This window comes from Glutamicibacter sp. (assembly GCF_050701915.1).
In the GTDB taxonomy this organism is placed as follows: domain Bacteria; phylum Actinomycetota; class Actinomycetes; order Actinomycetales; family Micrococcaceae; genus Glutamicibacter.
In genome coordinates this window covers 135,099-158,746 of record NZ_JBOGEG010000003.1, presented here as the reverse complement: position 1 = coordinate 158,746, position 23,648 = coordinate 135,099, and the positions used below count along the sequence as shown (strand labels likewise).

22 protein-coding genes are annotated in these 23,648 nt (G+C 60.6%); 9 read left to right on the top strand and 13 right to left on the bottom strand.

Features of this window, described 5'->3' with window-relative positions; translation table 11 throughout:
* The first annotated feature begins 95 nt into the window (after nucleotides 1-95).
* The 5 genes from ACRDT3_RS04340 (at nucleotide 96) to ACRDT3_RS04320 (ending at nucleotide 5,218) form a co-directional block, all read left to right on the top strand.
* Nucleotides 96-902, top strand: a complete 807-nt coding sequence (locus tag ACRDT3_RS04340) for an ECF transporter S component (protein WP_133834776.1) — start codon at nucleotides 96-98, stop codon at nucleotides 900-902.
* 7 nt (nucleotides 903-909) lie between these two features.
* The gene (locus tag ACRDT3_RS04335) at nucleotides 910-1,668 is read left to right on the top strand and encodes an energy-coupling factor transporter transmembrane component T family protein (protein ID WP_431491805.1); all 759 of its coding nucleotides are present in this window, start codon (nucleotides 910-912) and stop codon (nucleotides 1,666-1,668) included.
* Nucleotides 1,665-3,065, top strand: coding sequence for an ABC transporter ATP-binding protein (locus tag ACRDT3_RS04330; RefSeq protein ID WP_431491804.1), 1,401 nt, complete (start codon nucleotides 1,665-1,667; stop codon nucleotides 3,063-3,065). Before ACRDT3_RS04335 ends, ACRDT3_RS04330 begins: the two co-directional genes overlap by 4 nt.
* A gap of 115 nt (nucleotides 3,066-3,180) precedes the next feature.
* Nucleotides 3,181-3,933 carry an SDR family NAD(P)-dependent oxidoreductase gene (locus ACRDT3_RS04325; protein ID WP_431491803.1) on the top strand — a complete coding sequence of 251 codons (753 nt, stop codon included), beginning with the start codon at nucleotides 3,181-3,183 and terminating at the stop codon, nucleotides 3,931-3,933.
* A 211-nt stretch (nucleotides 3,934-4,144) separates the two neighbouring features.
* Entirely contained in the window at nucleotides 4,145-5,218 is a 1,074-nt protein-coding gene (locus ACRDT3_RS04320; RefSeq protein ID WP_431491802.1) for an alkene reductase, read from the top strand.
* Nucleotides 5,219-5,301: 83 nt separating this feature from the next.
* On the opposite strand, the gene ACRDT3_RS04315 is transcribed toward ACRDT3_RS04320, so the two are convergent.
* The 9 genes from ACRDT3_RS04315 to ACRDT3_RS04275 all read right to left on the bottom strand — a co-directional run bounded on the left by ACRDT3_RS04315 (nucleotide 5,302) and on the right by ACRDT3_RS04275 (nucleotide 15,831).
* Nucleotides 5,302-6,588, bottom strand: coding sequence for a type II toxin-antitoxin system HipA family toxin (locus ACRDT3_RS04315; protein WP_431491801.1), 1,287 nt, complete (start codon nucleotides 6,586-6,588; stop codon nucleotides 5,302-5,304).
* Complete coding sequence (locus ACRDT3_RS04310; protein WP_431491800.1) at nucleotides 6,585-7,238, bottom strand: helix-turn-helix domain-containing protein; 654 nt, start codon at nucleotides 7,236-7,238, stop codon at nucleotides 6,585-6,587. The genes ACRDT3_RS04315 and ACRDT3_RS04310 overlap by 4 nt, the downstream gene beginning before the upstream one ends.
* 674 nt (nucleotides 7,239-7,912) lie before the next feature.
* Nucleotides 7,913-8,752 carry a transporter substrate-binding domain-containing protein gene (locus ACRDT3_RS04305; protein WP_431491799.1) on the bottom strand — a complete coding sequence of 280 codons (840 nt, stop codon included), beginning with the start codon at nucleotides 8,750-8,752 and terminating at the stop codon, nucleotides 7,913-7,915.
* Nucleotides 8,753-8,820: 68 nt separating this feature from the next.
* Entirely contained in the window at nucleotides 8,821-10,359 is a 1,539-nt protein-coding gene (locus ACRDT3_RS04300) for an ABC transporter ATP-binding protein (RefSeq protein ID WP_431491798.1), read from the bottom strand.
* Nucleotides 10,352-11,203 (bottom strand): ABC transporter permease, encoded by an 852-nt coding sequence (locus ACRDT3_RS04295; protein WP_431491797.1) that lies wholly within the window; start codon nucleotides 11,201-11,203, stop codon nucleotides 10,352-10,354. Before ACRDT3_RS04295 ends, ACRDT3_RS04300 begins: the two co-directional genes overlap by 8 nt.
* Nucleotides 11,196-12,149, bottom strand: coding sequence for an ABC transporter permease (locus tag ACRDT3_RS04290; protein ID WP_431491796.1), 954 nt, complete (start codon nucleotides 12,147-12,149; stop codon nucleotides 11,196-11,198). The genes ACRDT3_RS04295 and ACRDT3_RS04290 overlap by 8 nt, the downstream gene beginning before the upstream one ends.
* Nucleotide 12,150: 1 nt before the next feature.
* Nucleotides 12,151-13,695, bottom strand: a complete 1,545-nt coding sequence (locus tag ACRDT3_RS04285) for an ABC transporter substrate-binding protein (RefSeq protein WP_431491795.1) — start codon at nucleotides 13,693-13,695, stop codon at nucleotides 12,151-12,153.
* A 216-nt stretch (nucleotides 13,696-13,911) separates the two neighbouring features.
* Nucleotides 13,912-15,195, bottom strand: coding sequence for an MFS transporter (locus tag ACRDT3_RS04280; RefSeq protein ID WP_431491794.1), 1,284 nt, complete (start codon nucleotides 15,193-15,195; stop codon nucleotides 13,912-13,914).
* 105 nt (nucleotides 15,196-15,300) lie between these two features.
* Nucleotides 15,301-15,831, bottom strand: a complete 531-nt coding sequence (locus tag ACRDT3_RS04275; RefSeq protein WP_431491793.1) for a very short patch repair endonuclease — start codon at nucleotides 15,829-15,831, stop codon at nucleotides 15,301-15,303.
* Nucleotides 15,832-16,019: 188 nt separating this feature from the next.
* On the opposite strand from ACRDT3_RS04275, the gene ACRDT3_RS04270 reads away from it, so the two are divergent.
* Together ACRDT3_RS04270 and ACRDT3_RS04265 are read left to right on the top strand one after the other, a co-directional pair.
* On the top strand, nucleotides 16,020-17,081 hold the full coding sequence (locus ACRDT3_RS04270) for a 2,3-butanediol dehydrogenase (protein ID WP_431491792.1): 1,062 nt from the start codon (nucleotides 16,020-16,022) through the stop codon (nucleotides 17,079-17,081).
* Between the two features lie 130 nt (nucleotides 17,082-17,211).
* Nucleotides 17,212-17,706, top strand: coding sequence for a hypothetical protein (locus ACRDT3_RS04265; protein ID WP_431491791.1), 495 nt, complete (start codon nucleotides 17,212-17,214; stop codon nucleotides 17,704-17,706).
* A 119-nt stretch (nucleotides 17,707-17,825) separates the two neighbouring features.
* Here ACRDT3_RS04265 and ACRDT3_RS04260 read toward each other — a convergent pair whose 3' ends face one another.
* Together ACRDT3_RS04260 and ACRDT3_RS04255 are read right to left on the bottom strand one after the other, a co-directional pair.
* The gene (locus ACRDT3_RS04260) at nucleotides 17,826-19,178 is read right to left on the bottom strand and encodes an APC family permease (RefSeq protein WP_431491790.1); all 1,353 of its coding nucleotides are present in this window, start codon (nucleotides 19,176-19,178) and stop codon (nucleotides 17,826-17,828) included.
* A gap of 43 nt (nucleotides 19,179-19,221) precedes the next feature.
* Nucleotides 19,222-20,109 (bottom strand): carbon-nitrogen hydrolase family protein, encoded by an 888-nt coding sequence (locus ACRDT3_RS04255; RefSeq protein WP_134779242.1) that lies wholly within the window; start codon nucleotides 20,107-20,109, stop codon nucleotides 19,222-19,224.
* A gap of 78 nt (nucleotides 20,110-20,187) precedes the next feature.
* Here ACRDT3_RS04255 and ACRDT3_RS04250 point away from each other — a divergent pair, with 78 nt between their 5' ends.
* Together ACRDT3_RS04250 and ACRDT3_RS04245 are read left to right on the top strand one after the other, a co-directional pair.
* Nucleotides 20,188-20,979, top strand: coding sequence for a FadR/GntR family transcriptional regulator (locus ACRDT3_RS04250; protein WP_431491789.1), 792 nt, complete (start codon nucleotides 20,188-20,190; stop codon nucleotides 20,977-20,979).
* 268 nt (nucleotides 20,980-21,247) lie between these two features.
* Nucleotides 21,248-21,727, top strand: a complete 480-nt coding sequence (locus ACRDT3_RS04245) for a hypothetical protein (RefSeq protein WP_431491788.1) — start codon at nucleotides 21,248-21,250, stop codon at nucleotides 21,725-21,727.
* 677 nt (nucleotides 21,728-22,404) lie between these two features.
* On the opposite strand, the gene ACRDT3_RS04240 is transcribed toward ACRDT3_RS04245, so the two are convergent.
* Together ACRDT3_RS04240 and ACRDT3_RS04235 are read right to left on the bottom strand one after the other, a co-directional pair.
* Nucleotides 22,405-23,079 (bottom strand): hypothetical protein, encoded by a 675-nt coding sequence (locus tag ACRDT3_RS04240; RefSeq protein WP_431491787.1) that lies wholly within the window; start codon nucleotides 23,077-23,079, stop codon nucleotides 22,405-22,407.
* Nucleotides 23,076-23,486: a DUF4383 domain-containing protein gene (locus tag ACRDT3_RS04235; RefSeq protein ID WP_431491786.1), complete on the bottom strand. Its 411-nt coding sequence runs from the start codon at nucleotides 23,484-23,486 to the stop codon at nucleotides 23,076-23,078. Before ACRDT3_RS04235 ends, ACRDT3_RS04240 begins: the two co-directional genes overlap by 4 nt.
* Nucleotides 23,487-23,648 lie beyond the last annotated feature (162 nt).

The following is a 23,648-nucleotide window of genomic DNA, read 5'->3' as shown; positions in this document are numbered from 1 at the left end:
TCGTCTACCGGGTCGAGGTGACATAGACCCGCCATTCGCGCGTTGCGGGAGCAATCCTGCGCGCAATTAACTCGTATCCCCAGGATTGCCTCATCATGTCACCGAATCTTCTTTTGCCTGAAGCATCAGCAGCCCAGCTCCTGCGGCGCAGGGTGCTCGGCGCAGCTGGAACCCTGCTGCTCGTTGGAACCTACCTGTTCCTGGTCATTACCCAACCCACGGGAATCGTCGAAGGCCTGGGCCAGGGTGTCGCCTTGGCAACTTTTGCCGCCTACCTGATCGCTGCGGTCCTGCTGCTGCTCGCAGTCCTGCCGGACTTGCCGGTCTCCGCCTTGACGCTGATCCCAGTCGCATTGGCACTGAACATCATCCTCGGCCAATTCGTCGGGTCCGTCATGGTCCCGCTCTACCTGGACTCCATCGGCACCGTGCTGGTGGGCTTCCTGGCCGGACGCCGTGCCGGCGCCGCCACCGGTGTGCTCAGCACGCTGATCTGGTCGCTGTTTGCTCCCACCGTCTTGCCATTCGCCGCGGGAGCCGCGCTGGTTGGCTTCCTCGCGGGAACCGCCGCTCGCTACGGCGCTCTGCGTCGGCCATACCTTGCCCCAATCGCGGGCTTGGTTGCCGGTGTACTGGTTGGCGTAGTGTCTTCCCCGGTGGCGGCCTTCGTCTACGGCGGCACCTCGGGAGTCGGTACCGGCGCAGTAGTTGCGGCCTTCCGCTCCATGGGGGATTCTCTGCTTTCCGCGGTCACCAAGCAGGCCCTCATCTCAGACCCGGGAGACAAGGCAATTGTCTTCCTCATCGCAGCGCTGCTGGTCTTCGCCTTGCCGAAGCGCTTGAGCGGTTCTTTCGAATTCATCCGCCGCTACAAGGTGCTGGGGAAGAGCGGAAACAAGTAGGCCACTAATGAAGCGCCGCATCGCTGACTTGCATCCTTTTACCGTGCTTTGCCTAGCCGTGCTCACCGTTTCGGTGGCCACGGCTGCCAGTCGCTGGTGGCTGAGCTGTGCGGTGATAGTCCTTTGCCTGGCCATTGGAGCGGTGGCGGGCAAGGCTCGCAAACTCGCGGCGCTCAGCGGTGCAATCATGCTCCCTACTCTCCTGTCCTTGCTGATGATCCATGGACTGGCTTCGCAGGAAACTTCGGCGGTGCTCGCAGCATGGGGGCCAATCAGCCTGACGTTTGGGGGAGTGGAGATTGCCACGGCCCTGGCCTTGCGGACCGCCGTGCTGGTGGTGGCGGGTTTGCTTTGCGGTTTGCTGATCGACAAGCACCAGCTGGTGGCAGCTATCGATTTGTCTCCGGCTCCGCCGCAGGCGGGATACCTATTGGCATCCACGCTGTTCCTTCTTCCGCAGATGATGGAGAAGCAGCATGCCATCGGCGAAGCCCAGGCCTTGCGGAAGGCAGGAACCGGCCGTGGTTTGGCCGGTTGGCTGCAGCGCTTGAGGCTGCGTGCTGTGCCGCTGGTGCTCTCCTCGGTGCAAGACGCCCATGACCGTTCGGTGCATCTGGCCGCGCGCGGTTTTCCCGCCCGAGGTGAGCACAGCAGATTGCGCCAAGTTGCAGACTCGCAGATCCAGCGGGGCGTCCGCTGGGTTGCCCTGCTGTGTTCCGTGCTGGTGCCGGTAGCGATTCTGATGCCACTCGGGGGAGCCTCATGATGGATATGGAACACCGTGCACCTGCCGGAAGCACCACGGCGCTGCACCTCAGGCTGGGAAGCTTCCGCTACTCCGCGACGCATGCCGCGACCTTGCGCGAAATCGAGTTGGAATTCTCCCCGGGTTCCCTGACTGTCATTGCCGGCGACTCTGGATCCGGCAAGTCCACGCTGGGCGGAGTACTAGCTGGCATGCTTCCGCGGCCGGGAGCCGACCAGTGCGAGGGAACGGTCACCCTGGCGGGGCAACAGATTGATTATTCTCCGGAGCATTTGCCACGAATCGACATAGCAGGCTGGGCCAGGCACGTAGGGCTGCTGCCCCAGGATGCCGGGCTCTACCTTTCGAGGATTCGCCAGACGGTTGCAGAAGAGCTGGTCTTCGCGCGGGAGAACGAAGGAATGCCCCGCGAAGAGATGGGAAAGCTCATTACCGAGCTTTCTACGCGGCTGTCCCTGGAGCATCTGCTGGAACGCGATCCCTCCAAGCTTTCAGGGGGCCAAGAACGCCTGGTCGCACTGGCCGCGTTGTCCGCAGCGAATCCGTCCATCATTGTGCTCGATGAACCGCTGGCCGGATTGGATTCCAAGGCAACTAAGTCAGTGACCTCGATGATCACGATGCTGCGCGCCGCGGGCACCGCGCTTGTGGTGCTGACCCGGACAACTGAAGCATGGGAAGCCGACGCGGATGCTTTGTGGAACTTGGCGGACGGAACTTTGCAGCCTGTAACAGTAGGCGCTGCATCCACTGCATTGTCTCCCAAATCAAGAGGATCATCCGTCGCGGCTGCAACAGCAAAACCCCTGCTGGCCTTTGCTGGCGTGCAGCTCGGATACAAGGGCGCCAGCGCCCCGGTCATCTCCAATCTTGACTTCGAAGTCCGTGCAGGAGAATGTGTGGCGCTGGCCGGCGCCAACGGAACGGGCAAGACCACACTGCTCAAAGCCGCCGCAGGGCTGCTCAAGCCAGCTGCCGGAAAGGTGCGGGTGGCAGTTGATGTTGGAATGCTCCTGCAGAATCCTTCGGATCAGCTCTTCGAACGTACCGTTGCCCGGGAGGTCGCCTTTGGCCTTCCCAAGAAGAGCATCCAACGCGAGCGTGTGCCGCTGGTTCTTGAACAGCTGGGCTTGGAATCTTATGCGCAGACCCATCCTTATGAGCTGCCGGCTTCGGCCCGCCGGCTCGTTGCTTTGGCCACCGTGCTGGTGCGCGAACCGCAGTTGCTCCTTCTCGACGAACCAACCGAGGCGCTGGATTCGGCTGGGCTTCATTGCCTGCACGGGGCCATCGATTCGGTACTCGAGCGCGGGGGAGCAGTGCTGTTCTCATCCCATGATGAGCGGTTCATGTCGTCCACCGCGCACAGGGTGCACCGCATGCGGAGCAGTGACTGAGCTCACCGGTGTTTGATTGACACGTCATCGACTTTCGAGATGGTTCGGAGTAGCGTCCAAGGTATGAGGCCAACGGAAATCCCGTGACCATCTTGAAACGGAAAGTGGGTCCATCATGGCTCAGTATGATGTAGCAGATCGTTCGGCAGTAGTCACCGGCGCCGGTTCGGGCATTGGGCAGGCTATCGCCATCCTCTTGGCCGCCAACGGAACCAAGGTAGTGGTCCAGGACCTCAATGCCCAGGCCGCTGGCGCTACCGTGGAAACCATCAAGGCCGCAGGCGGGGAAGCAGTAGCAGTCGTTGGCGACGCCAGCTCTTCTGCCGTCGTTGACGAAACCATCAAGGCGGCCAACGCCATGGCCCCGTTGAAGATCGGCGTCAACAATGCCGGCATCGGCGGCCGCGCCGCCAAGGTCGGCGAGCTCACCGATGAGGACTGGGACAAGGTCATCTCCGTGAACCTCAATGCCGTCTTCCGCGGAACCCGCGCCCAGGCCAACGCCATGAGCGAGAACGGGGGAGGGTCCATCGTGAACATGGCCTCGATCCTCGGCTCGGTGGGCTTCGCCGGCAGCTCCGCCTACGTTTCCACGAAGCATGCCGTGGTGGGCCTGAGCAAGACCGCCGCAGTGGAGTATGCGACCCAGGGCGTGCGCGTGAACAGCGTGGCTCCTGGCTTCATCGACACCCCGCTGCTGCTGCAGATGCCCAAGAAAGCCTACGACGCACTGGTTGGCAAGCACCCGATTGCCCGCCTGGGCAAGCCTGAAGAAGTTGCCGCGCTCGTGGCCTTCCTGGCCAGCGATGCCGCGTCCTTCGTGACCGGCAGCTACCACCTGGTTGACGGCGGCTACACCGCCGTATAGTCCATCGGATCAAGCGGATGCGGTGTGAGGCTGTGCCGCATCCGCTTGTTTCCTGCTCCTCGTGAGCCCGCGAATCCAAGCACTTGGCGTCAGGTGAATCCAAAGCTTTGAAGCCGTTAGCCAGATCATGTTCTTGGCTGAATCGGAATAAGTTGCCAGCGAGGTTAGTTACGCTGTGCAACTACAATTTCCACTTCAGGAGTCCCATCCCATGGATCTGTTTTCCCCTCTCGCCCTCGGCGACCTCAAGCTGTCCAACCGCCTAGTCATGGCACCGCTCACCCGTTCCCGTTCGGGCAAGGATGGCGTGCCCAACGCCGATGTAGTCGAGTACTACCGCCAGCGCGCATCCCTGGGCCTGATCGTCAGCGAGGGCACCTACCCGAGCTTTGCCGGCCAGGGCTTCGTCCGCCAGCCGGGCCTGGTCACCGAGGAGCAGATTGCCGGCTGGAAGAAGGTTACCGACGCGGTGCACGCCGAAGGCGGCCTCATCGTTGCCCAGGTCATGCACGCCGGACGGGTCACCCACCCGGAAACCACCGGTGCTGACTACGTCGAGGCGCCAAGCGCCGTCGCGATTGAAGGAGAGTCTCGCACCTACACCGGCAAGCACGCGTACCCGGTTCCGCATGCCCTGGCCACCGGAGAACTCCCAAGGATCATCGAAGAATTCGTCACCGCTTCGCGCAATGCCATCGCCGCCGGATTCGACGGGGTGGAGCTTCACGGGGCCAACGGCTACCTGCTGCACGAGTTCCTGGCGCCTTCGGCCAATACCCGCACCGACAACTACGGTGGTTCCCCGGAGAACCGGGCCAGCTTTGTCATCGAAGTCGTGACCGCCGTGGCCAACGCCATTGGCGCTGGCAAGACCGGCCTGCGCATTTCGCCGGAACACAATGTCCAGGGCGCCGTGGAAAACGATCGTGCGGATGTGCTGGCTACCTACACTGCGCTGGTCCAGGGCATCGCGCCACTGGGGCTGGCCAACTTGAGCATCCTGCACCATGACCCAGCTGGCGAGCTGGTCCAGTCGCTGCGCAAGGCCTTTGGTGGACCGGTGCTGCTGAACACCGGCTTCGCGGAGATCACCACCTATGAGGAAGCCGCACGCGTGGCTGCCGAAGGCTGGGGCGAAGCCGTAGTCGTAGGACGCCCTGCGATCGCCAACCCGGATCTGGTGCGCCGGTGGAAGGAACAGTTGCCGCTGAATGAACCAGACTTCGCGACGTTCTACACCGAAGGTCCAAAGGGTTACATCGACTACCCATTCTGGGAGAACTAGCCTCTAAAACTTCTGACTTAGTTTAGATGAAGCCACCGCTTCCGTTCGTAAACGGAAGCGGTGGCTTCTCCATATCCAGCGAGCTACACGTCATGCTCTAGAAGAGTTTGAGTTGTCGCACAGAGATGTTCGACCTTTGGATAAAGCTTGCTCGGTAGTTCGCTGTTGCCTATGGCCTCGGATTCATTTTCGAAAACTTCTGCCATGGCGATAGGCAGAGCGTACGTCATCGCACTCACTGTCATCCGCAACCACTCTTCATCTATTTTTGCTTCACGAGCAAATCTTGACCAATGCTTTGATGAGACTCTCCCGAACTGTCGCTCGCCCCCGATGGACATGGCGGCCTTCCGCAATCCATCGTTTTTCTTCGGAAAACCGTCGTTACTAACGTGTTCGTAGGGCAAGCCAGATGCGATGTCATAAAATGGCGCAAGCTGCACACGGCCATCAGGAAGATGGAGTATCGAGTAGTTCTTGCCGTGTGCGTCGGGAGCTCCCAAAAGGTAATTTCCTATTAGGCCTTCAATGAATTTTTGAACTTCAGTTTCAGGAGCACGAGCTTCTCGAAGGGTCGTAATGATCTTGAGTGCGCTGGGTCCTCGGTTCGACTCGTACTTGTTTGTAGGTAAGGTCGAAGTGGCCTGGCAGAAGTCTTCTTGATGGACCCGATAGACGTTGTTTCCCTCAATAAGCCGATCGTACCGTTTCACCACGATTGTCGATTGCCCGTCAAACTGCGTGAAGTTGGTTTCGGCAACTTGTAATCCCATGCGCCCCAAAGTCTTCAGACATAGGTGCTCATTGAGTGCTTGATCTCGAAAATCTTGGATGCCGGGCTTGAAAATGTGGGTTGTCGGTTCGCTGCCAGTGGCTTCATGCCATCCGTCCTGCCATCTCAAAGCGAATTTGCTTTGAGCTCCAGCTAGTGACCACCGTTCACGCCTGCCAGTCCACGATCTTTTCGGAGACGAAGATAAAACCCTGATGCGTTGACCGATTTCCTTGTCATTGCAAGCCACGAGTTCACCTGCGGAACGCGTTAACTCGTCAATTTCATCCGGCCGTACGAACTGCACTGCTCCTGCACATTCAAACCCAATATACTCAAGTAAGGCGAAGGGATTCTTTGCCGAAATGCCAAAGTCATCAGCGAACGACTGGCGGACAGCTTCGCCTTCCGGAATTAGCCCCTCGATGAACGGATCAGTAATAGAGCGCTGGTAAGGGGTCTCTCGATAGGGCATTGCCAGGGATAATCTGGCTTGTCTAGAATCTTGTGGGACGAATTGAAATTTTCTGTTACCAGAATGATCTTGTTGAAGAATTCCGACAGGCTGCCCGTATAAAAAGGTCACGAGTTCTTTCATCGCGGGCCCTGTTCGTTGTTCTCATCTTTATTGTCCGGTTCATTGCATTCGTCATTATCAAGAAGTGCTTGATCCTGCTCGCTTTCTACGTCGTTCGCGGTGCTTGAGTTGCGATCGAAAGTCGAAGCATCTGAACTAGGCAACCCTTTTCTAAGGGACTGTTGCAACGCCGATTGACCGAGATCGGAGGCGGCTAGGTTTCGGATGCCTGTTTGGTTGCGCAGTTCTTTGGCGAACTTTTGGAATGAGGATTCGCCGAGCCCCGATGCGGCTAGTTTTTGGAAGGCCGATTGACCTATGTTCGAGGGTGCCAATCTTGGGGAAGAGGACTGATCCAAACTCGTGGCTTTTCTAATTGCTTCCGACGCGGCCGGAGAGATACGAGCTATCGAATGGTAGCGGCCCTCATCTGATGACTCGATTTCGGTTTCAGCATTGAAAGAAAGATTTATTGATATCCCGAGTGCTTCAAAGGTATCTAACACCTTGCCGAGTTCAGCTCTCGTGCGTACACCCTGCTCCAGGCCTATAAGCCATTTGCGCGAAACGCCTGCGCGGTCGGCTAAGGCTTCTTGAGTGAGGCCGAATTTCATCCGGGCATCATGCACGAATGCTCCGAGTTCCTTTTGGGTCGAAACGTCGCGATTCATGAAACCTCCTGCTGTGCACGTATATGCACATTATTATAAGTGAACGTACGTGCACAATCAAGAAAGTGAATGTACGTACACTTTGACGGAAGTGTACGTTTGTTCACATTCATTAATGTGAATGAACGTGCACTTAGGCTTAGGTCACTGGACAACAGGGAGGGCTCAATAGCGAAAGCTTTTGCGTCAAATCGCTCTTGATGAGCTTTTCATTTGCGCAAAGCCCAAGTCATCTCGATCGCTGAACTTCAGCACCGGAGAAGATATGAGGATTTTCGGCAGTCAGAAGTGCTCTTGGTACCTCAAAATAGGGGGGCTGAACGCAGGCCAGGCGTAAAGAGAGCCGGCTATGGGTCCCTCCAAAGCGATGGTATGAATTTCCCTTACTATCACTTTCTTAGAAAATGATAGTAAGGATCCGTGTTGCTATAACTTTCCGCTTGGTGGTTCGTGGTGGCGACGTAACCAGTTGAGGGCCGGAACGCCGGACATGGCTCCGGCAAAACCAAGCATCCTTCATCATGATCCAGGCAATGATCTGATCCAACCGTTGCGCGAGTCCTTTTGCGGACCGATCCGCTGAGTATCGGTCCGCCTCAATCACGGCCAATCAAGAAGTTGGAGGAGGTCCTGCTGCTTGCAAGGAAAGCGGCAAGCTTCTTGTGGCTTCGAACTTATCCGAACCAGGGCTTCTCGGCGGCGGCGAGCGTCCCGTCATTCTTGGCCATGTTAAGCCACTGGTTCACGTATTCCTGGAATTCGTCATCGCCCAGCGGCACCAGGTAGGCCTTCTGGGAGAAATTGAACGGCTTATCCGGATGCACCGCGCACAGCTCGGGGTGCTCGTTGGCCACCCAGCGGGTTTCCGAGGCATCGGTGGTCATCACATCGGCACGCCCGGCAATGATCTCATCGAAGATCTTGTTGTTGTCTTCGAAGCGGATGATCTCACCTTCGGGGTAATTCGCATCGGCGAACTTCTCGTTGGTGCCGCCAATCGGGGTGATGGATCGGATGCCGGGCTGGTTGATTTCCTTGATCGTGTCGTATTTCTCCACGTTCTCGCACAAGGTGATTGGCGTCTTGCCCTCATCCAGCGTGGCTTCGCTGTAGTAGGCCTGCTGGGCGCGTTCCATGGAAATGGAAACACCACCCACTGCGATATCGCACTTGGACAGGAAGTCCGGCATCAAGTCCTTCCAGGAGGTCTGGATGAACTCGGGTTCTGCGCCCATCGACTCGGCAAGATTCTTGGCCATCGTGATGTCGATTCCAGACCATTCCCCGGTGTCCGGGTCAAGATAGGTGAACGGCCGGTAGTCCCCGGTAGTGCAGACCTTCAGCGTTCCGGCTTCAGCTACGCTGGCCAGCCGGGTGCTCTCGGAAGCTGGTTTCTGGGCGTCGCCGGATTCCGGGGCTGGAGCCGAACAGCCTGAAAGGAACAAGGCGGCGCATAGGGCCAGCAATGGCAACTGGCGGGTGATGGACGGATTCTTCTGCGAACTGTCGGTCATAGTCCATCAATCTATAAGCGGTCCAAGTCAGGGCACAAGAGTTCCGGGTTTTCTTACGCGAGCAGAAATCAGCCGGCGGAAGGAACCGCCGCAGTGATATCCAGCGCGGCCACGAGATCCTTGCTGTGCTGGTGTTCCGCATTGCCCAGGAAATCGTTGAGCGGACGATGCTCCACCAGCTCGCCCTCGTAGAACACTGCCACGTCATCGCTGGCATAGCGGATCACGTCCATGTCGTGGGAGATGACCACGAGGCTCAGGCCCATCTTGTCGCGCAAATCAAGCAGCAGGTCGAGGATGTGGCGCTGGGCTACCGAATCCAGTGCCGAGGTGGATTCATCGCAGATCAGTACCTGGGGTTCGGTTAGCAGCGCTCGTGCGATAGCCAGCCGCTGGAGCTGGCCGCCTGAGCACTGGCCCGGCCTGCGATCCAGTAATTCCCCGGGCAGCCCCACCTGGGCCATGGCTTGCGCCATGCGCTCCCCGGCCTGGATTACCGGCAGCCGGTGCACCGCCGCGCTCATCGAAGTGCGGATGGAAAGCCGGGGGTCGAAGGACGAGTACGGTTCTTGGGCAATGACCTGCACCCGCGTTGCTTTGTCGCTGTGGTGCCTATCGATGATCCGGCCGGTCGTGGGCTGTTCCAACCCGGCCAGCAGCCGGGCGAAGGTGCTCTTGCCCGAGCCGGAACGGCCCACCACTCCCAGGACCTGGCCGCCATGCAGGCGCAAGCTTGTGGGCTTCAAGGCTGCCGGTCCCTTTGCGCGGCGCGTGTAGTTCTTGCCCGCATCCACCGCTTCCAGCAAGCATGCGGAATCCTTCATTCGTGGCGTGCGCAGGGGAGGCAAGCTGGCCTCGACCAGCTCGCGTGTCTTGGCGTGGCGGTCCTTGGAAAAGATCTGCGCGGTGGGGCACTGGTCCACAATCTGCCCGTCGCTGACTACCACGATGCGGTCGGCAATGTGCTGGATGCTGGCAATGTCGTGGGTGATGAACAGGACGCCCACGCCACGTTCCTGCTGCTTGCGGCGCAGCAATTGCAGCACCTCGGACTTGAGGATTGAATCCAGCGATGAAGTCGGTTCATCTGCCAGGATGAACTCCGGGTCAGCGGCCAGGGCGATGGCCAGCATGGCGCGTTGGGCCATGCCGCCGGAGAGCTGGTCCGGGCGCTTGCCGGCAATCTGCTTGGCGGGGGCCAGGCCTACTTCTTCGAGCAGGGACAGCACCTGCTCCTCGTGCTGGCGGGCTTTGCCCCAGCCGGGGGCTCCAAGGGCTTCGAGCAGATGCGCGCGGATGGTCAGCCGCGGGTTCATCACGCGCTTGGGCTGCTGGAACAGCATGCTGATGCGCCGTCCGCGCACCGAATCCATGGCCTTCTCGCCCAGCTGGTCAAGGCGCTGGCCATCAAGCAGGATCTGCCCCTCAGCACGCAGCTGCTGGGGCAGCAGGCCGATGATGGCCTTGGTGAGCAGCGTCTTGCCGGAACCGGAACGCCCGACAACCGCCACCAGTTCGCCGGCTCGCAGGGCGCCGCGCGCTTCGGAAAGCAATCGCTTATCGCCGGAGCTGACCGAAAGATCAATGAATTCAAGTTCTTTAGTCATGGGTTTCCGCCTTGGCCTCGGTAGCAAGCACGTCCTGCCCGCCCAGCACGTGGGTGATTCGATTGCCCAGCAGGGTGACGCAGAAGCTGACCAGGAAGATGGCGGCGCCCGGCGCAATCAAGCCCCAGGGGGAGCGGATCGCGTGAGGCTGCGCCTCGGCCAGCATCGAACCCCAGTCTGATTGCGGCGGCTGGACACCGATGCCCAAATAGGACAATGAGCCGAGCAATACGAGCAGCAGCCCGAAGCGCAAGGCGGCCTGGGCCAGCACCGGTCCAGCGACGAAGGGCAGGACGTGGTGGCGCAGGATGAACCAGCGCGAAGCGCCCACATGTTTGGAGGCTTCGACATGGTGGGAGCTCAATGCCTGGGCCGCCATGGAGCGCACCAAGCGTGCGGTGGGGGTCCACGCCACAACTCCCACGGAAAGCACCATGGTGAAGAATCCGGGCCCCATGACCGCGATGATCAGCAGCGCAATCACGATTTCGGGCAGCGCAAGCAGCAAGTCGTTCACGCGCAGGAAGAGCTCATCCAGCCACCCGCCGCGCACCGCGCTGAGCAGGCCCAGTGCGGTGCCAACCAGCAGCGAAAACAACGTGGTGATCAGCGCTACCGACAGCGAGAACCGGCCACCGTGCAGCACCCGGCTCAAGGTGTCGCGGCCCAGGGCATCTGTGCCCAGCAGGTGGGACAGGTTGGGCCCCTGCAACCGGTCCGCCAAGCTCTGGGCATCAGGGTCATAGGGGGAAATCCACGGGGCGGCGATGGTCAGGATGACCACCGCCAGCAAAATGAATGCGGGAGGGGCAAGCAGGATTTCCTTGGAATGATTCCTAGCCATGTCGTACACCAATCCTCACATTGGGATCACTGATCTTGTGCACCAGGTCAACGATTCCGGTCACCACCACGGCACAGGTCACTACCACCACCACGCCTCCCTGGGCTACCGGGATATCGGCATCAACGATGGAGTCGAAGATCAGCCGTCCCATGCCGGGAATGGCAAAGATGACTTCCACGATGACCGACCCGCCCAGCAACCCGGCAAACCAGACACCCACCATGGTCCACAACGGCAGCAATCCATGGGGAACCACATGGCGAACCAAAGCTTGAGTGCTGCTCAGCCCGCGGGCACGGGCCGCCAGCACATGCTCGGAGTCCAAAGCCTGGCACACCCCCGAGCGCACCGCTACGGTGAAAAAGCTGATGGGGCGCAAGGCCAGAATGAAGACCGGGAGCACCAACGAGGCCGGGGAATCGAAACCGGCCGAGGGAAGCAATGACCAGCGCACCGCGAAGAGCAGGACCAGCAACGGAGCCAGCGCGTATTCGGGGATCGCGATCAGCGCATGGGTCGCAGAGGTGATCAGCCTATCGGGCCACCTCCCGGCACGGGTGGCCGAAAGTACTCCCAGGACAATGGACACGGCGATGGCCACCACCAGGGCGCTGCCGGCCAGCGACAGGGTGACGCCAATTGCTGGCAGCACCTGGTCGGCTACCGGGGTGCCGCTGATATGCGAGATGCCCATGTCTCCGGTGGCGAACCGGCCTAGCCACCGTCCGAACTGCACCAGCATCGGGTCGTGCAGGCCGAATTGCTGCGCGTAGGCCTGTACCGTGGCCTCGTCGGCAGCCCCGATATCCATGCGTGCGCGCAGCAAGGACCGCACGGGGTCCCCGGGAGAAACAAAGGGGACCAGGAATACCGCGAAGGATGAAAGCAGAACTGCTGCGCCGAGTCCAAAGACTCGGCGCAGCATGGTGGTTAGAGGAGGCACGCTAGCTGGTCTTCGCCAGATCCTTGGTCAGCACGTAGCGGGTCAGCGGGTCCTGGACGTAGCCCTGGACCTTGGCTCCCACGGCGTCAATTGCCTGCTCATTGACCAGCCAGACGTTCGCGGCGTCATCGGCGAGGATATCGCCTGCCTTGCGGTACAGGTCGTGGCGCTTGGTTTCATCCTTCTCCACCAGTGCCTGGCCGACCAGCAAGTCGTAGTCCTTGTTGCAGTAGTGGCTCAGGTTGTAGCCGCCCTCGCAGCTGTAGTCGGACTGCAGGAAGCCGATCGGGTCGGCGATGTCGATCATCCGGTTGCGCTGGCTGAGGATCATGTCGTACTTGCCGGCCAGCACATCGGGCTCGGCTGCGCCATAGGATTTGGTCACCACGTTGGCCTGCAAGCCGATCTGCTTGAACTGCTCCTGGATGATGGCGCCCACACCGGCGAATTCGGCGCGTTCGGTGATCGCAATGATTTCCAGCGGCTTGTCCTGCTTGAATCCGGAAGCTTCCACCAGCTTCTTGGCTTCTTCGATATTCACTTGCGGTACGGCCAGATCTGTATTGGCCCAAGGCTCGCTCGGGGCAAAGGGGCCGGTGGCAGGCTGCGCAGCGCCTTCGTAGACGCTGGCGGCCATGGCCGGCAGGTCCAAGGCCATGGTGGCGGCCTTGCGCAGGTCCAGGTTCTCGAATGGAGCGCGCGAGTTGTTCAGGTACAGGGTCGAGGTGCGAGGCGAGTCGGCCTTGAGCACGCTGATCTTGTCATCGGCTTCCAAGGTAGCCAGGCTGGTGGCCGGGATGGACATGGAGATGTCCGCTTCGCCGGTCTGGACCTGCGTGGCGCGGGTGGCTCCTTCGGTGATGTAGCGGATTTCTCCGCCGGCCAGCTTCACTTCGCCGTCCCAGTAATTCTCATTGCGGTCCAAGGTCAGGGACTGCCCGGCCTTTTCGGAGACCGGGACGAAAGGTCCGGTGCAGTGATTCATCGGATCGATGCCCTTGCCGGTGTACGCGGCAGGGGAGAGAACACCTGCGTTCACGCTGGCCATGCGGTAGGGCAGCAGCGGATCCGCGGCGGGTGTGGTGACCCGCACGGTATCAGCGTCGAGGGCTTCTACCTTCTTGATGGTCTTGGGATTCACGGCGCGGGCCGGGGCGGTGGCCTTGAACACGTGGTTGAGGGAAGCGGCGACGGCCTTGGCGTCCATGCTGGTGCCATCCTGGAATTCCACGTTCTTGCGCAGCTCGAAGTCCCATTCGGTGTCCGAGGATTGCTTCCAGGAGGTAGCGAGCATAGGCTCGACCTTCTTGCTTCTCTGGTCGTATTTGGCCAGGGTTTCCAGGCAGCCGGCGATGGAGAGCACGTAGGCGTCGTCGCTTTCCAGCGCCCAATTGGAAACCGGGGCACGGAAATTGGCTACGACTACGCGGGCTCCCGGGTCCGCTGCTCTTTCCGGGGCGGAGCTGGCGGGGGTGGAGCTGCAGGCGGTCAGCACGAGGGCAAGGGCCGCGAATCCTGCGGCTGCGCTCAATCGTCCAAGTTTCATGGAAATCCTTCGGCATTACGTGATGGATTGGCATCTAATGCGTTAGAGCCTTGGTAAGCGTACCCTAATTAGTTGCCTAGTTTTGCTGATTATGACCCGGTGGGATAACCGGAGGAAAAGCCCCCGCGTGGTGCCTCGAAAGAGTGGAAGCTGAGTAGTGCAAAGTTGGGGCGCCGCGTGGAAATTCCGCGAGGACAGTGCGTCATGTGTCGCAGTTCATGCTCCGTGGGCAAGGATGCCTGCGCGCCGCACGAGCGATGCGGCAAGCCAGGCAGCAAGGCCCAGGGGCAGCATGAGGAACAGCCAAGGCAGGAAGCCGGGGATGAGACCCTGGCTGGCCTGCGCCAGCAGCCACCCGACCAGCATGTTCCCGAGCAGCACAGCCAGGCCGCCGCAGCTGGCGAGCAGACCGAAATAGGAGCCAGTGGCCCGGTGCCCGGCGAATTTGGGAACCAATGACAAGGCCGTGGGATGCACGCTCATATGCCCCAAGGCCAGCAGGGTCACCGCGCACAAGATGCGAATCGGACCAGTCTGCTCGCCGAAGGCCGAGGCCGGGAGAAAAGCGAGCACGCCAAAGCCCAAGGCGCTGGAGAGGTATCCGCAACGCAGGGTCGCCGCCGCGCCGATCCGTGCCGCGATCCATGCGACGGGCAATTGCAAGGCCAAGGTCAGTACAGAGATCCAAGCGAAAACCAGTCCCAGCCACTGGGTGGGCATGCCCGTGCGTTCCAGTTCCAGCGGGATGGCCAAATAGAGCTGGTTGTATGCCAGCAAGTCCGAGGCATGCAAGGCGCAGAACGCCACGAACTTCCGGTCCGCCAGGCAGCGGCGCAGGCTGCCGGGCTGGAGCTTCGGCGGTGCCGGGCTTACCGGGTGATCGCGAGAAGTGCTTTCCTCAACGGAACGGCGCAAGGCCGCAGCCAGGAACAGGCCAATGGCGATGAAGAAGATCGCCCCGAAGCCTGCAACGGTTGCGAACCCCCAGTCCCACAGCACCGCTCCAACCAGCGGTCCGGTGACCGCGCCGATTTCGCCGGTGATGCTCAGCCAGGCGAAGAGCGAGGCCCGCTTGGCTCCTGCGGGCTGGCCCCTGTCGCGCGCGGTCTGGGCAGCGCCCACCAGGATGCTCAGGCCCGGGGAGAAGAGGGCTCCGCCGAATCCGGTGAGCAATGTGCCGAGGATGAACAACCAGAGCTTCGGGTCGCCGTAGGACAGCGAGGCCGCCAGCGTGAAGAACCCTGCGGCGCGCACCGCGCAGCCAATGAGGATCATGCGCCGGGCTCCGAAGCGATCGGCCAGGCTGCCTCCGGCGAGGAAGAGCCCTTGCTGGGCGAAGGTCCGGATGCCCAGGATCAGGCCCACCGCGGTGCCGGCCAGCAGGAAGTCGTTGGCCAGCACTACAGCAAGGTAAGGAACCACCGCGTAGAAACCGATATTGAACAGCGTCTGGGTTCCCAGCAGTACCGGGACTTCGAAGCGGGACGTGCTGTTTTTCATGGACCTCGGGGAACGTGTTGGTTTGCTGCGGGCAGGCCATGGCAGGCCTCATGGTTCGAGCCGTTAGCGGCGACAGTACCCATGTCCGGGTTGGACTATTCGATCTTAGCCAACCCCGGTGCCCTTAGAGGGGTCTTGCGCGGTGGCTCCGCGCGGCAGGATGCGCGCCGGGCCGAGGAAGCTTGCCGCCCTGCGCAAGATGCCATCCATCGACTTCAGCTCGCACTCCCAGAGCGTCAGTGATTCCCAGCCGAGTGCGGCCAGGCTATCGCGGTTGCGCTGGTCCCGGGTGATATTGGCATCCAGCTTGGGATTCCAATAACCCGTATTGGATGCGGGGCGGCGCTGGCCCACCGGGCAATCATGGCCGTGCCAGAAGCAGCCGTTGACGAAGATGGCCTTGCGCCGGGCGCTGAAGACCAGATCCGGGGAACCGGGGAGCTTTCCGCCCCGCAAGGGGATCTCGGGATGCGAAGAACGCAGCTGGGCAACGTGCCGCGCGGGCAGGACGCCGTGCACGTGGTAGCGGTACCCGGCGGCATGCAGCAATCGGCGCAAGGCCAATTCCGGCCCGGTGTTCTTGCTGGAAATGCGCGACATGAGCGCCGAACGCTGCGCCGCCGACATGATGTCCATAGTCCATTGTGCGCCGCCAAAAAGCCGTGTGCCTATGGCTGGGCCTTGGCTGGATGGCTTGCTGGGATTCCGGAATGAAACCTCTTGCAACGGTTCTCAAACCCTGGCGGCCGCAGTAGCTTGGGTGCTGGAAGCACCGGCCGGCATTGGGCCGGTCGGGAACAGGCAGGAAGATTCGAGGGGGAGCCATGCGCGCAGCACGGTACTACGACCAGAAGGACATCCGGATCGAGGATATCGATGAGCCGGTGCTGAAGCCCGGAATGGTGGCCATCGACGTGGCCTGGTGCGGCATCTGCGGCACCGATCTGCACGAGTACCTGGAAGGCCCGATCTTCATCCCGCCGGCCGGGCATCCGCACCCGATCTCGGGGGAGAGCGCGCCGGTGACCATGGGCCATGAATTCTCCGGAACCATTACCGCCCTGGGCGAGGGCGTCACCGGCCTTGAAGTTGGCGAGAACGTCGTGGTGGAACCGTACATCATCCATGGGGATGTGGACACCAGCAAGGGCCAGCAGTACCAGCTCTCCCAGGACATGAACTTCATTGGCCTGGGCGGCCGCGGTGGAGGGCTATCGGAGAAGATCGTCGTGGAACGCCGCTGGGTCCATCCCATCGGCAAGATCCCGCTCGATGTTGCCGCGCTGATCGAGCCGCTGTCCGTGGCCCACCACGCCTTCGTCCGCTCCGGCGCGCAGGCCGGGCAGGTGGCCATCGTGGGCGGAGCCGGCCCGATCGGCTTGCTGACCGCAGCGGTGCTCAAGGCCAAGGGGCTGACAGTCTACATCTCGGAACTTTCCGAGGCCCGCAAGGCCAAGGCGCGGGAAACCGGGGTTGCCGACAGGGTCTTCGACCCGAGGGACGGGGACGTGGCGGACAAGGTGCGCGAGGCGACCGGAGGACGCGGGGCCGATGCCGGATTCGAGTGCTCCTCGGTCCCGGTGGTGCTGGACATGCTCCTGGATGCCGTGGCTCCCGGCGGGGTGATCGTCAACGTCTCGATCTGGGGGCATAAGCCGGCAGTAGACATGCCCAAGCTGGTGCTGAAGGAGATCGACCTGCGCGGCACCATCGGCTACGCGGGAGACCATCCGGACACCATTGCACTGGTGCAAAGCGGCAAGCTGGATCTGGCCCCGTTCATCACCGGGCGCATCGGACTCGATTCGCTGGTATCCGAAGGTTTCGACCAGCTGATCAACAACAATGAGGAGCATGTGAAGATCATTGTGGATCCCCGTCGCTAGCCGGCAGCCCGGCTAATTCTTGTTTCCGAGGGCTCTAATCGTTGGCTTCGTGCGCTGCGTTTGAATTATTGCCGATGCGCGTTTCAGTCGCGAGTACGCACAAAATGATTCCTGCCGCCATGGACATCGCGTGTTCGCCTCGGGTGCGGCCCTGCCACTGGTGGGCTACGGAATCAGCCTGGGACTGGCCTCAGCCCAGCTGACTGGTACGGTACTGCCACTGGTGTCAGAGGAAATCTCCGGTCAGCGTTCGGCAATGCAATCCACCGTGCGACAGATCGGCTTGGCAATGGGCCCCGCAGTCTCGGGCGCAGTACTCTCCGTTTCCTTGGTCATGATTCTGCCGGCTCAGTTGGAAAGCCAAGGCATGGTCGGCCAGCAAGCGGCGAAACTGGCCGAAGCAACAACGCAAAGCGCCGGAACGAATATCAACCAACTGTACATGCAGGTGGACTCAGCCAACACGATAGATGCATTCAATGCCGGGATTGCCCAGGCAACCCAGATTTCCATAATGGTCGCAGCTGCATTCCTTCTGCTCGGTGCCATGCGCGTTTGGCAACTGCGCAGGTCCAAGCAGCAGGTCCGGGACCAACGGCCCATGCTACCTGGTACAAATAACTAATGTGCAGGTCGCTTCTGCTAGCAGACTATCGACTATCCACGGTGGGCCGTGGATTGGTGGGATGCAGCGCGCTTCTTCGCACCGTTCCGTGAATCGGTGCGAAGAAGCGGGTCTTGATGCTATTGCTGTCCGGAGGTTTCGAGTTCTTCGAGCGCCATTTGAGGTGGCTGGCGCCTGAATCCCTTGGTAGTGATGCCGAGGATCGCAACGCCGACGGCCAGCCAAATCGAGCCTACCGCTACCGCATGGGTATCCAGCTGCGAGAGCAGGAATCCGATCACCAGCACGCCGATGCCTGGGCACAGAACGTAGAGCAGCGGGTTCAAGCTCTTGCCGGCCCGGCGTTCTCGCACCCAGTAGACGATCACCGAGGCGTTGACCATGATGAAGGCAATGAAGGCGCCGAAATTGATGAACGACGTCGAGGTGGCGACGTCCATGAACATGGCAATCAGGCCTACCGCGGCAATGGCCAGGATGGAAAATACGGGGGTGCTCCACTGTGCGTTCAGTGCGCCGAAGAAGCGGCGCGGCAACACCCCGTCGCGGCCCATGGCGTAGAGTAGCCTGCTGCCCGCGGCCTGGGCTGCAATGCCCGAGGTGAACTGCGCGATGACCAGAGCAGCGAGGAAGATCGCGCCAAAGAAGTTGCCGCCAATGTGCTGGGCGATTTCGAATCCGGCTGCATCGGAATTCTCAAATACGCCACCGGGGTGCACCAGCTGAACGGTGTAGGCCACCACTACGAAGATTCCGCCGCCGATCAAGGCAACCAGCATGATCGCCTTTGGTACGGTGCGACGCGGTTCAACGGTTTCCTCGGTCAAGGTGGTCACCGCATCGAATCCCAGGAAGGAGTACGCAGCGATGGCTGCGCCTCCGGCGATGCCAGAAGCCGTAGCGCCGATTCCGGTGAACGGAGAAGCACTCGCCAGCCCGCCAGTTCCTTGCGCGCCAACGACGCTGGCCACTGAAAGCGCAACGAAGAAGACGATGACCAGGATCTGGAAGGACATGAGCACCAGATTCACGCGGTCAGCCACCTTGATGCCCACGATATTCAAGATCGTCGTAGCCACGATGAAGCCCAGGATCCATACCGGCATCGGCACTGACGGGAATTGCGCTTGCAAATAGGATCCGCCGATCAGCCAAATTACCATCGGAAGGAACAGGTAGTCGAGCATGGTAGCCCAGCCGACCAGGAAGCCCACCCGTCCGTCGATGGTTCTCCGTACGTAGGTGTAGGCGGAGCCCGCCGCAGGGTAGGCCGCGGCCATCCGGCCGTAGCTGTTGGCCGTGAAAAGCATTGCCAGCAAGGCAACGAGGTAAGCGCTCGCGCTGGCCCCGCCGGTCTGCGAGGCAATGACGCCGAAGATCCCGAGAACAATCAGCGGGGTCAAATAGGCCAGACCAAAGATGACCAAGGAAGGAAGCCTCAAGGTAGGCGTGAGGGATGGGGTGGTGGACATTGGAAACTCCATCGTTTTCTTTGAGTGGGGATAGTGGATGGATCTAGGAACGTGGCAAGGGAGGCCGCGGAGACCAACGCGAGGGATCCAGCACGCCGTTGTACAGCGGAAGGGGGATTGGCGTGTCGCCGTGCTGGAATTGGGACCAGACGCGATTGGTTCCGGCAGTGCCACGATCCCTGACAAGTTGGAGCTTGGCTGGATCGATGCGTACTACCAAGGTGTCCTCACCGAGTCCGGCCTCGCCCAACACCATGCCTTCGGGATCCACGGCAATGCTGCGGCCCCGGCCTACTGGATGCGCGCAGTTCACGCTGAGCATGTAGACCTGGTTCACGATGGCGTTGGCCTTGGCCAGCACCAGTTCTTGCTCCCGGTCCTCGCTGGTTGTCTTCACCACATTCAAGATGGCACCGGCCCCCATCCAGGCTAGATGGCGCGAATGCTCGGGGAACCAGGCGTCGTAGCAATTGGACAGCCCGACGGTACCGAATTCCGCTAGCGGTGCCACGACGAATTCAGTGCCGGGTTGATGAGGTTCGTAGGGCCTCCACGGAAACATTTTGCGGTAGCTGGCTGCCAACGTGCCATCCGGGGCGAAGAGCAGCTGCGTGTTGTAGTAGCCGCCCGTGGCATCTTTCTCTCCGACGCTGCCAGGGCAGAGCCAGATGCGGTGTTCTGCGGCGATGGACCCGATGGCGGCAATGAACTCGTCGTCCAAAGGCACAGCCGCGTTTTCCAATGCGCGGCTGCGTTCGGCAACAAGAAGGTGCTCGGTGCCGTGCAAGTGCATTTCCGGGTACACCAGCAGGTCCAGCGGGCCGAAGCGCTCCAGCGTTGCGGACACGTCGTCAGCGAATGCCTGCAAAGGACTCGATACGGGCAGCGGGACGCGTTGCGCCAGTCCAGCAATAATCTCCTGTGACACCATGAGCTTCTCTCAAAATCTATAACTGATCAATGTGATCAATTATACTAATGTAGGTGATGCAATCGATAGACTCAATACATGACGGCAAAAAATATTCCGAGGCTGACCAACGAGGAAGCGCGTGAGATCGACCGGTTGCTGCATACGGCACCGGGCTCAGCTGCCGTAACGCGTTTGACAGCCATGGAGACGGTCCGCGCCCGGATCCTGCTGTCCATCGAGCATGCGCTTCTGGCGCCGGGCGACAAGCTGCCGAGCACGGAACTGATTGCCGCAGGCCTGGAAGTCAGCGTCATCACGGCCAGGCGCGGGTTGGAAAGCCTTGTCGAGGACGGGCTGCTGGAGCGCCGTCGAGGCCGGGGCGGCGGGACCTTTGTCGTGCAGGATCCTCCACGGCTCGAGGACTCCGCAGTTCAGGCTTACCGTGCTGATGAACAAGCAGTCCTCAAATTGATTGACCAGCGCAGCCTCATGGAGTGCGCTGTCGTTGCCGAGGCCGCCATGAATGCCAGCGAAGACCAGTGCCGCGAGCTCGAAGAGCTCATCAGCCGATCGGCCCAGGCTGCGAGTTGGCATGAGCACCATATTCCAGATACGCGTTTCCATCGTCTGCTTGCGGAGATCAGCGCCCTTCCCGAGGTGCCTGTCTACCTTGCCACCTATGAAGAGCTGCTGAAATATTTCGTGCCGTATCCCCAGGAAAAACTGGAAATGGGCCGTTCTCATCATCAGCAACTAGTCGATGCTCTGCGGCGACGCGATCCAATGGCGGCCATAGCGGTGACCCGTGAACATGTGGCGGCGCTGCGTCAAGAGATGTTCTTCGGATTGCATGCTCCAACGCCTCAGGAACCCAAGGTAACTGAGTAGCTTCTACTCCGGGTGCTTGTTTGAACGACACTGGCAAATGCGCCTAGACCCTGGCCAGCCCGGATTGCAAGGTCAAGGACGGGCGGCGGACAACGCTTCGCATCGAATTATTGGATCGGTGGACCGCAATTCGGCGAGGTATTCATCTATTGGGCTAAAATTGCGGACTTCCGTATGACGGATGCAGGTGCCGAGCGCATGTTTAATTCAAAGTGCCGGGGCATGGTCTTATCCGGAAGGATCACCAATAACGGGGGGAAGATGAGTGTTGACCTATATCGCGGACAACTCGACCGCAAGCGTCAGCAGCGAATCGCTGCCGAAGCAGGCCGGAGAATTCCGAAGCAAAGGATCCAAAAAACGCGCCGAGGCTGATGGAGCTCGACAGGCGTCATCGAAGAAAACCAACTTATCGAACGCACTGACCAAACGTAATGAAGTCGAACGTCGTGACAAAGAAGCTTCCACGGCTGGCAAGGAGGCGAATCGCTGGCAGAAGAAAGCCTCTGAATACCCCAAGGAAGAAGGACTCTACAATCAAAACTCGCTCGCGCTGTGCATGCAGAGTCAGACACGGCAGCGCGGCGGCGCAAACGAGAACAGCAGCAGGGTGAACGTTCTGCCGCCGCTAAACAAGCCGCATTGGAATCTCGTATCAGTCTCACGGAGACCGCCATCGCTCCACTTGTTGGTGAGGCAAGGTTGGCCATCCCGGCAAGTGGATGGAGCGTGTCGAATGCGCGTCTGAGCAATTCATCTTCATGGGTCGGAACCATCCCTGGTACGGAGTAGAGGCGCCACGGCGCCAATGCTGCAGCCGCCATGTAGGTAGCTCCCGCGACATGGAAACCATCTAGCATGCAGCACGCCGGCGAGAAGGTGAAGGCGCGGGGCATTGATGTGTAGAAGAAAGCCAAGCGCGCCCGGGTCTTGTTCCGGTACGCCGGGACAAACGCGGCGTCCTGGACCTTCGACCAGGCAACGCTGGACTGGTAGACGGCACCATGCAGGCTTGGAACCGGAGTCTGGGCTCCGGGCATGCACGTGCGGCGGACAGCTGAGCGAAGCCAACGGGTCAAATTTCCGCGCGATGCTCGCCACCGGATCCCAGGCCGCTTGGATTCAGGCCAGCGTAGGCATTTCGGAGAATGGGAGCGCTACCATCATCGCCCTTGTACTATAAGCCGCTTCGCGCTCCTGATTAGGCTCGGCGGCAGAGCGCCCGCCTTCAACTATCGCAAGGTCCGGACCCCTGGATTCAAGAAGTACTTGACGAAGATCGAACTTCAAGATGCAGCCGGAACTCGTCCGCTATCTCACGTCTGCATTACTCATTGTGGATCAATCGCAATGAGCTTGGGTTCGCAACAACCACCGGGAAAAGCACCAGAGCAGTGACTGTCCCAACGGTCACCCGGGCTGAGTCTAGTGGTGGTGTTCTGCCTGTTTCATCTTGCCAATGATTCCCGGGTCGATGTCTCCCGAATGGTGAATGCCGTGCTCGGAATGCGGTACCGCCAGTTCTCCGGCGGACGAGGCTGCCAACCCCAAACTGGCAACCGCCGCAACCGCAACTGAACTGGCAAACATGCTCCCGAGAACAACCAGACTGCTGGACCGCACTGACCGGTGCGGATAGTTCTTCCGCCGCTTGCGCTGCCAAACGAAGACCGCCAGCAACGACAGCTCAAGCAGCAGCAAGGAACCAAGAGTGAGATCCAGATTTTTCGTTCCCTCCGGGAACCCCCAAAGACCGGCAACAATGCTAGCTAAATGCACGGAGGAGACGAGCGTCAAGAATGGAACAGCGAGCTTCAGGCCAGGCGCCTTTGCCTTCAGCAGGCTGGCAACAGCGTATATCAGCGCTAGGCCTGCCCATGCTGCGGATGCTATCGCGCCGAGCCACGCCCACCATGGTGCCGGGGCGGTCCCGACCCAGAACGCCGATGCCAGGCTGGCGGAGGATGCTGCGGCCAGCGCCGCGATTCCCAACCCGGCGATTCCGGCATATAGGCCGCCGAAGGCAACGGAGCCCGCAACTGCATCTCGCCCTTGCCTGGCAGGTTCGGTGGCAGGCTCCATGGCTTCGCGGGAATTCATGACCGTGCAGTATGGGCTGCTGGAGTCCGGTCCTGGGACAGGCCTACCGACAGCAGGACAATCGCGCTGGCTAGATGCAGGACGTTATCCGCGCCGTTCAGGGCAATGATGTTCAACGCTGTGGAGGCCAAGAAGAGACCCAAGATGCCGACCAGGAGGTAGACAGCGCCTACGGTCGAGTTGGCGACTTTGGAGGCACGCACGGATCCGAGTCCGGCGATGAGCAGTGCTGCGCCGATGGCCAGGTGGATGACATTGTGAAGTGGATTGACCTCGAAAATAATCAACTTCCCGCCTTCTGTCGCGAAGAATTCCACGCCGGCGGTGACAAGGAACCCGAGTAGGCCGACAAGGAGGTATACGGCCCCGAAAATCGTTGCGAGCAAGCGGTTAGGCGATGTGCGCATTGCAATCAGTCCTTCCTGGGACACGGATTCTAGTCCGCGTCGAGTTCTGTGGGTTCCGGAAGGAACCCTGTACACGTTCTTCGGAGAAGGACGGAAAAGGGATTGGTCTTGGTTGGAATTATTTGTATGCGCCGGGTTCACGCAAGGCCGCGGAAGGCGTTT

Bases quoted from the DNA above. Each gene is read 5' to 3' on its own strand.
- ACRDT3_RS04340 (WP_133834776.1), top strand. From the start codon at position 96: ATGTCACCGAATCTTCTTTTGCCTGAAGCATCAGCAGCCCAGCTCCTG.
- ACRDT3_RS04335 (WP_431491805.1), top strand. From the start codon at position 910: ATGAAGCGCCGCATCGCTGACTTGCATCCTTTTACCGTGCTTTGCCTA.
- ACRDT3_RS04330 (WP_431491804.1), top strand. From the start codon at position 1,665: ATGATGGATATGGAACACCGTGCACCTGCCGGAAGCACCACGGCGCTG.
- ACRDT3_RS04325 (WP_431491803.1), top strand. From the start codon at position 3,181: ATGGCTCAGTATGATGTAGCAGATCGTTCGGCAGTAGTCACCGGCGCC.
- ACRDT3_RS04320 (WP_431491802.1), top strand. From the start codon at position 4,145: ATGGATCTGTTTTCCCCTCTCGCCCTCGGCGACCTCAAGCTGTCCAAC.
- ACRDT3_RS04315 (WP_431491801.1), bottom strand. From the start codon at position 6,588: ATGAAAGAACTCGTGACCTTTTTATACGGGCAGCCTGTCGGAATTCTT.
- ACRDT3_RS04310 (WP_431491800.1), bottom strand. From the start codon at position 7,238: ATGAATCGCGACGTTTCGACCCAAAAGGAACTCGGAGCATTCGTGCAT.
- ACRDT3_RS04305 (WP_431491799.1), bottom strand. From the start codon at position 8,752: ATGACCGACAGTTCGCAGAAGAATCCGTCCATCACCCGCCAGTTGCCA.
- ACRDT3_RS04300 (WP_431491798.1), bottom strand. From the start codon at position 10,359: ATGACTAAAGAACTTGAATTCATTGATCTTTCGGTCAGCTCCGGCGAT.
- ACRDT3_RS04295 (WP_431491797.1), bottom strand. From the start codon at position 11,203: ATGGCTAGGAATCATTCCAAGGAAATCCTGCTTGCCCCTCCCGCATTC.
- ACRDT3_RS04285 (WP_431491795.1), bottom strand. From the start codon at position 13,695: ATGAAACTTGGACGATTGAGCGCAGCCGCAGGATTCGCGGCCCTTGCC.
- ACRDT3_RS04280 (WP_431491794.1), bottom strand. From the start codon at position 15,195: ATGAAAAACAGCACGTCCCGCTTCGAAGTCCCGGTACTGCTGGGAACC.
- ACRDT3_RS04275 (WP_431491793.1), bottom strand. From the start codon at position 15,831: ATGGACATCATGTCGGCGGCGCAGCGTTCGGCGCTCATGTCGCGCATT.
- ACRDT3_RS04270 (WP_431491792.1), top strand. From the start codon at position 16,020: ATGCGCGCAGCACGGTACTACGACCAGAAGGACATCCGGATCGAGGAT.
- ACRDT3_RS04260 (WP_431491790.1), bottom strand. From the start codon at position 19,178: ATGTCCACCACCCCATCCCTCACGCCTACCTTGAGGCTTCCTTCCTTG.
- ACRDT3_RS04255 (WP_134779242.1), bottom strand. From the start codon at position 20,109: ATGGTGTCACAGGAGATTATTGCTGGACTGGCGCAACGCGTCCCGCTG.
- ACRDT3_RS04250 (WP_431491789.1), top strand. From the start codon at position 20,188: ATGACGGCAAAAAATATTCCGAGGCTGACCAACGAGGAAGCGCGTGAG.
- ACRDT3_RS04240 (WP_431491787.1), bottom strand. From the start codon at position 23,079: ATGAATTCCCGCGAAGCCATGGAGCCTGCCACCGAACCTGCCAGGCAA.
- ACRDT3_RS04235 (WP_431491786.1), bottom strand. From the start codon at position 23,486: ATGCGCACATCGCCTAACCGCTTGCTCGCAACGATTTTCGGGGCCGTA.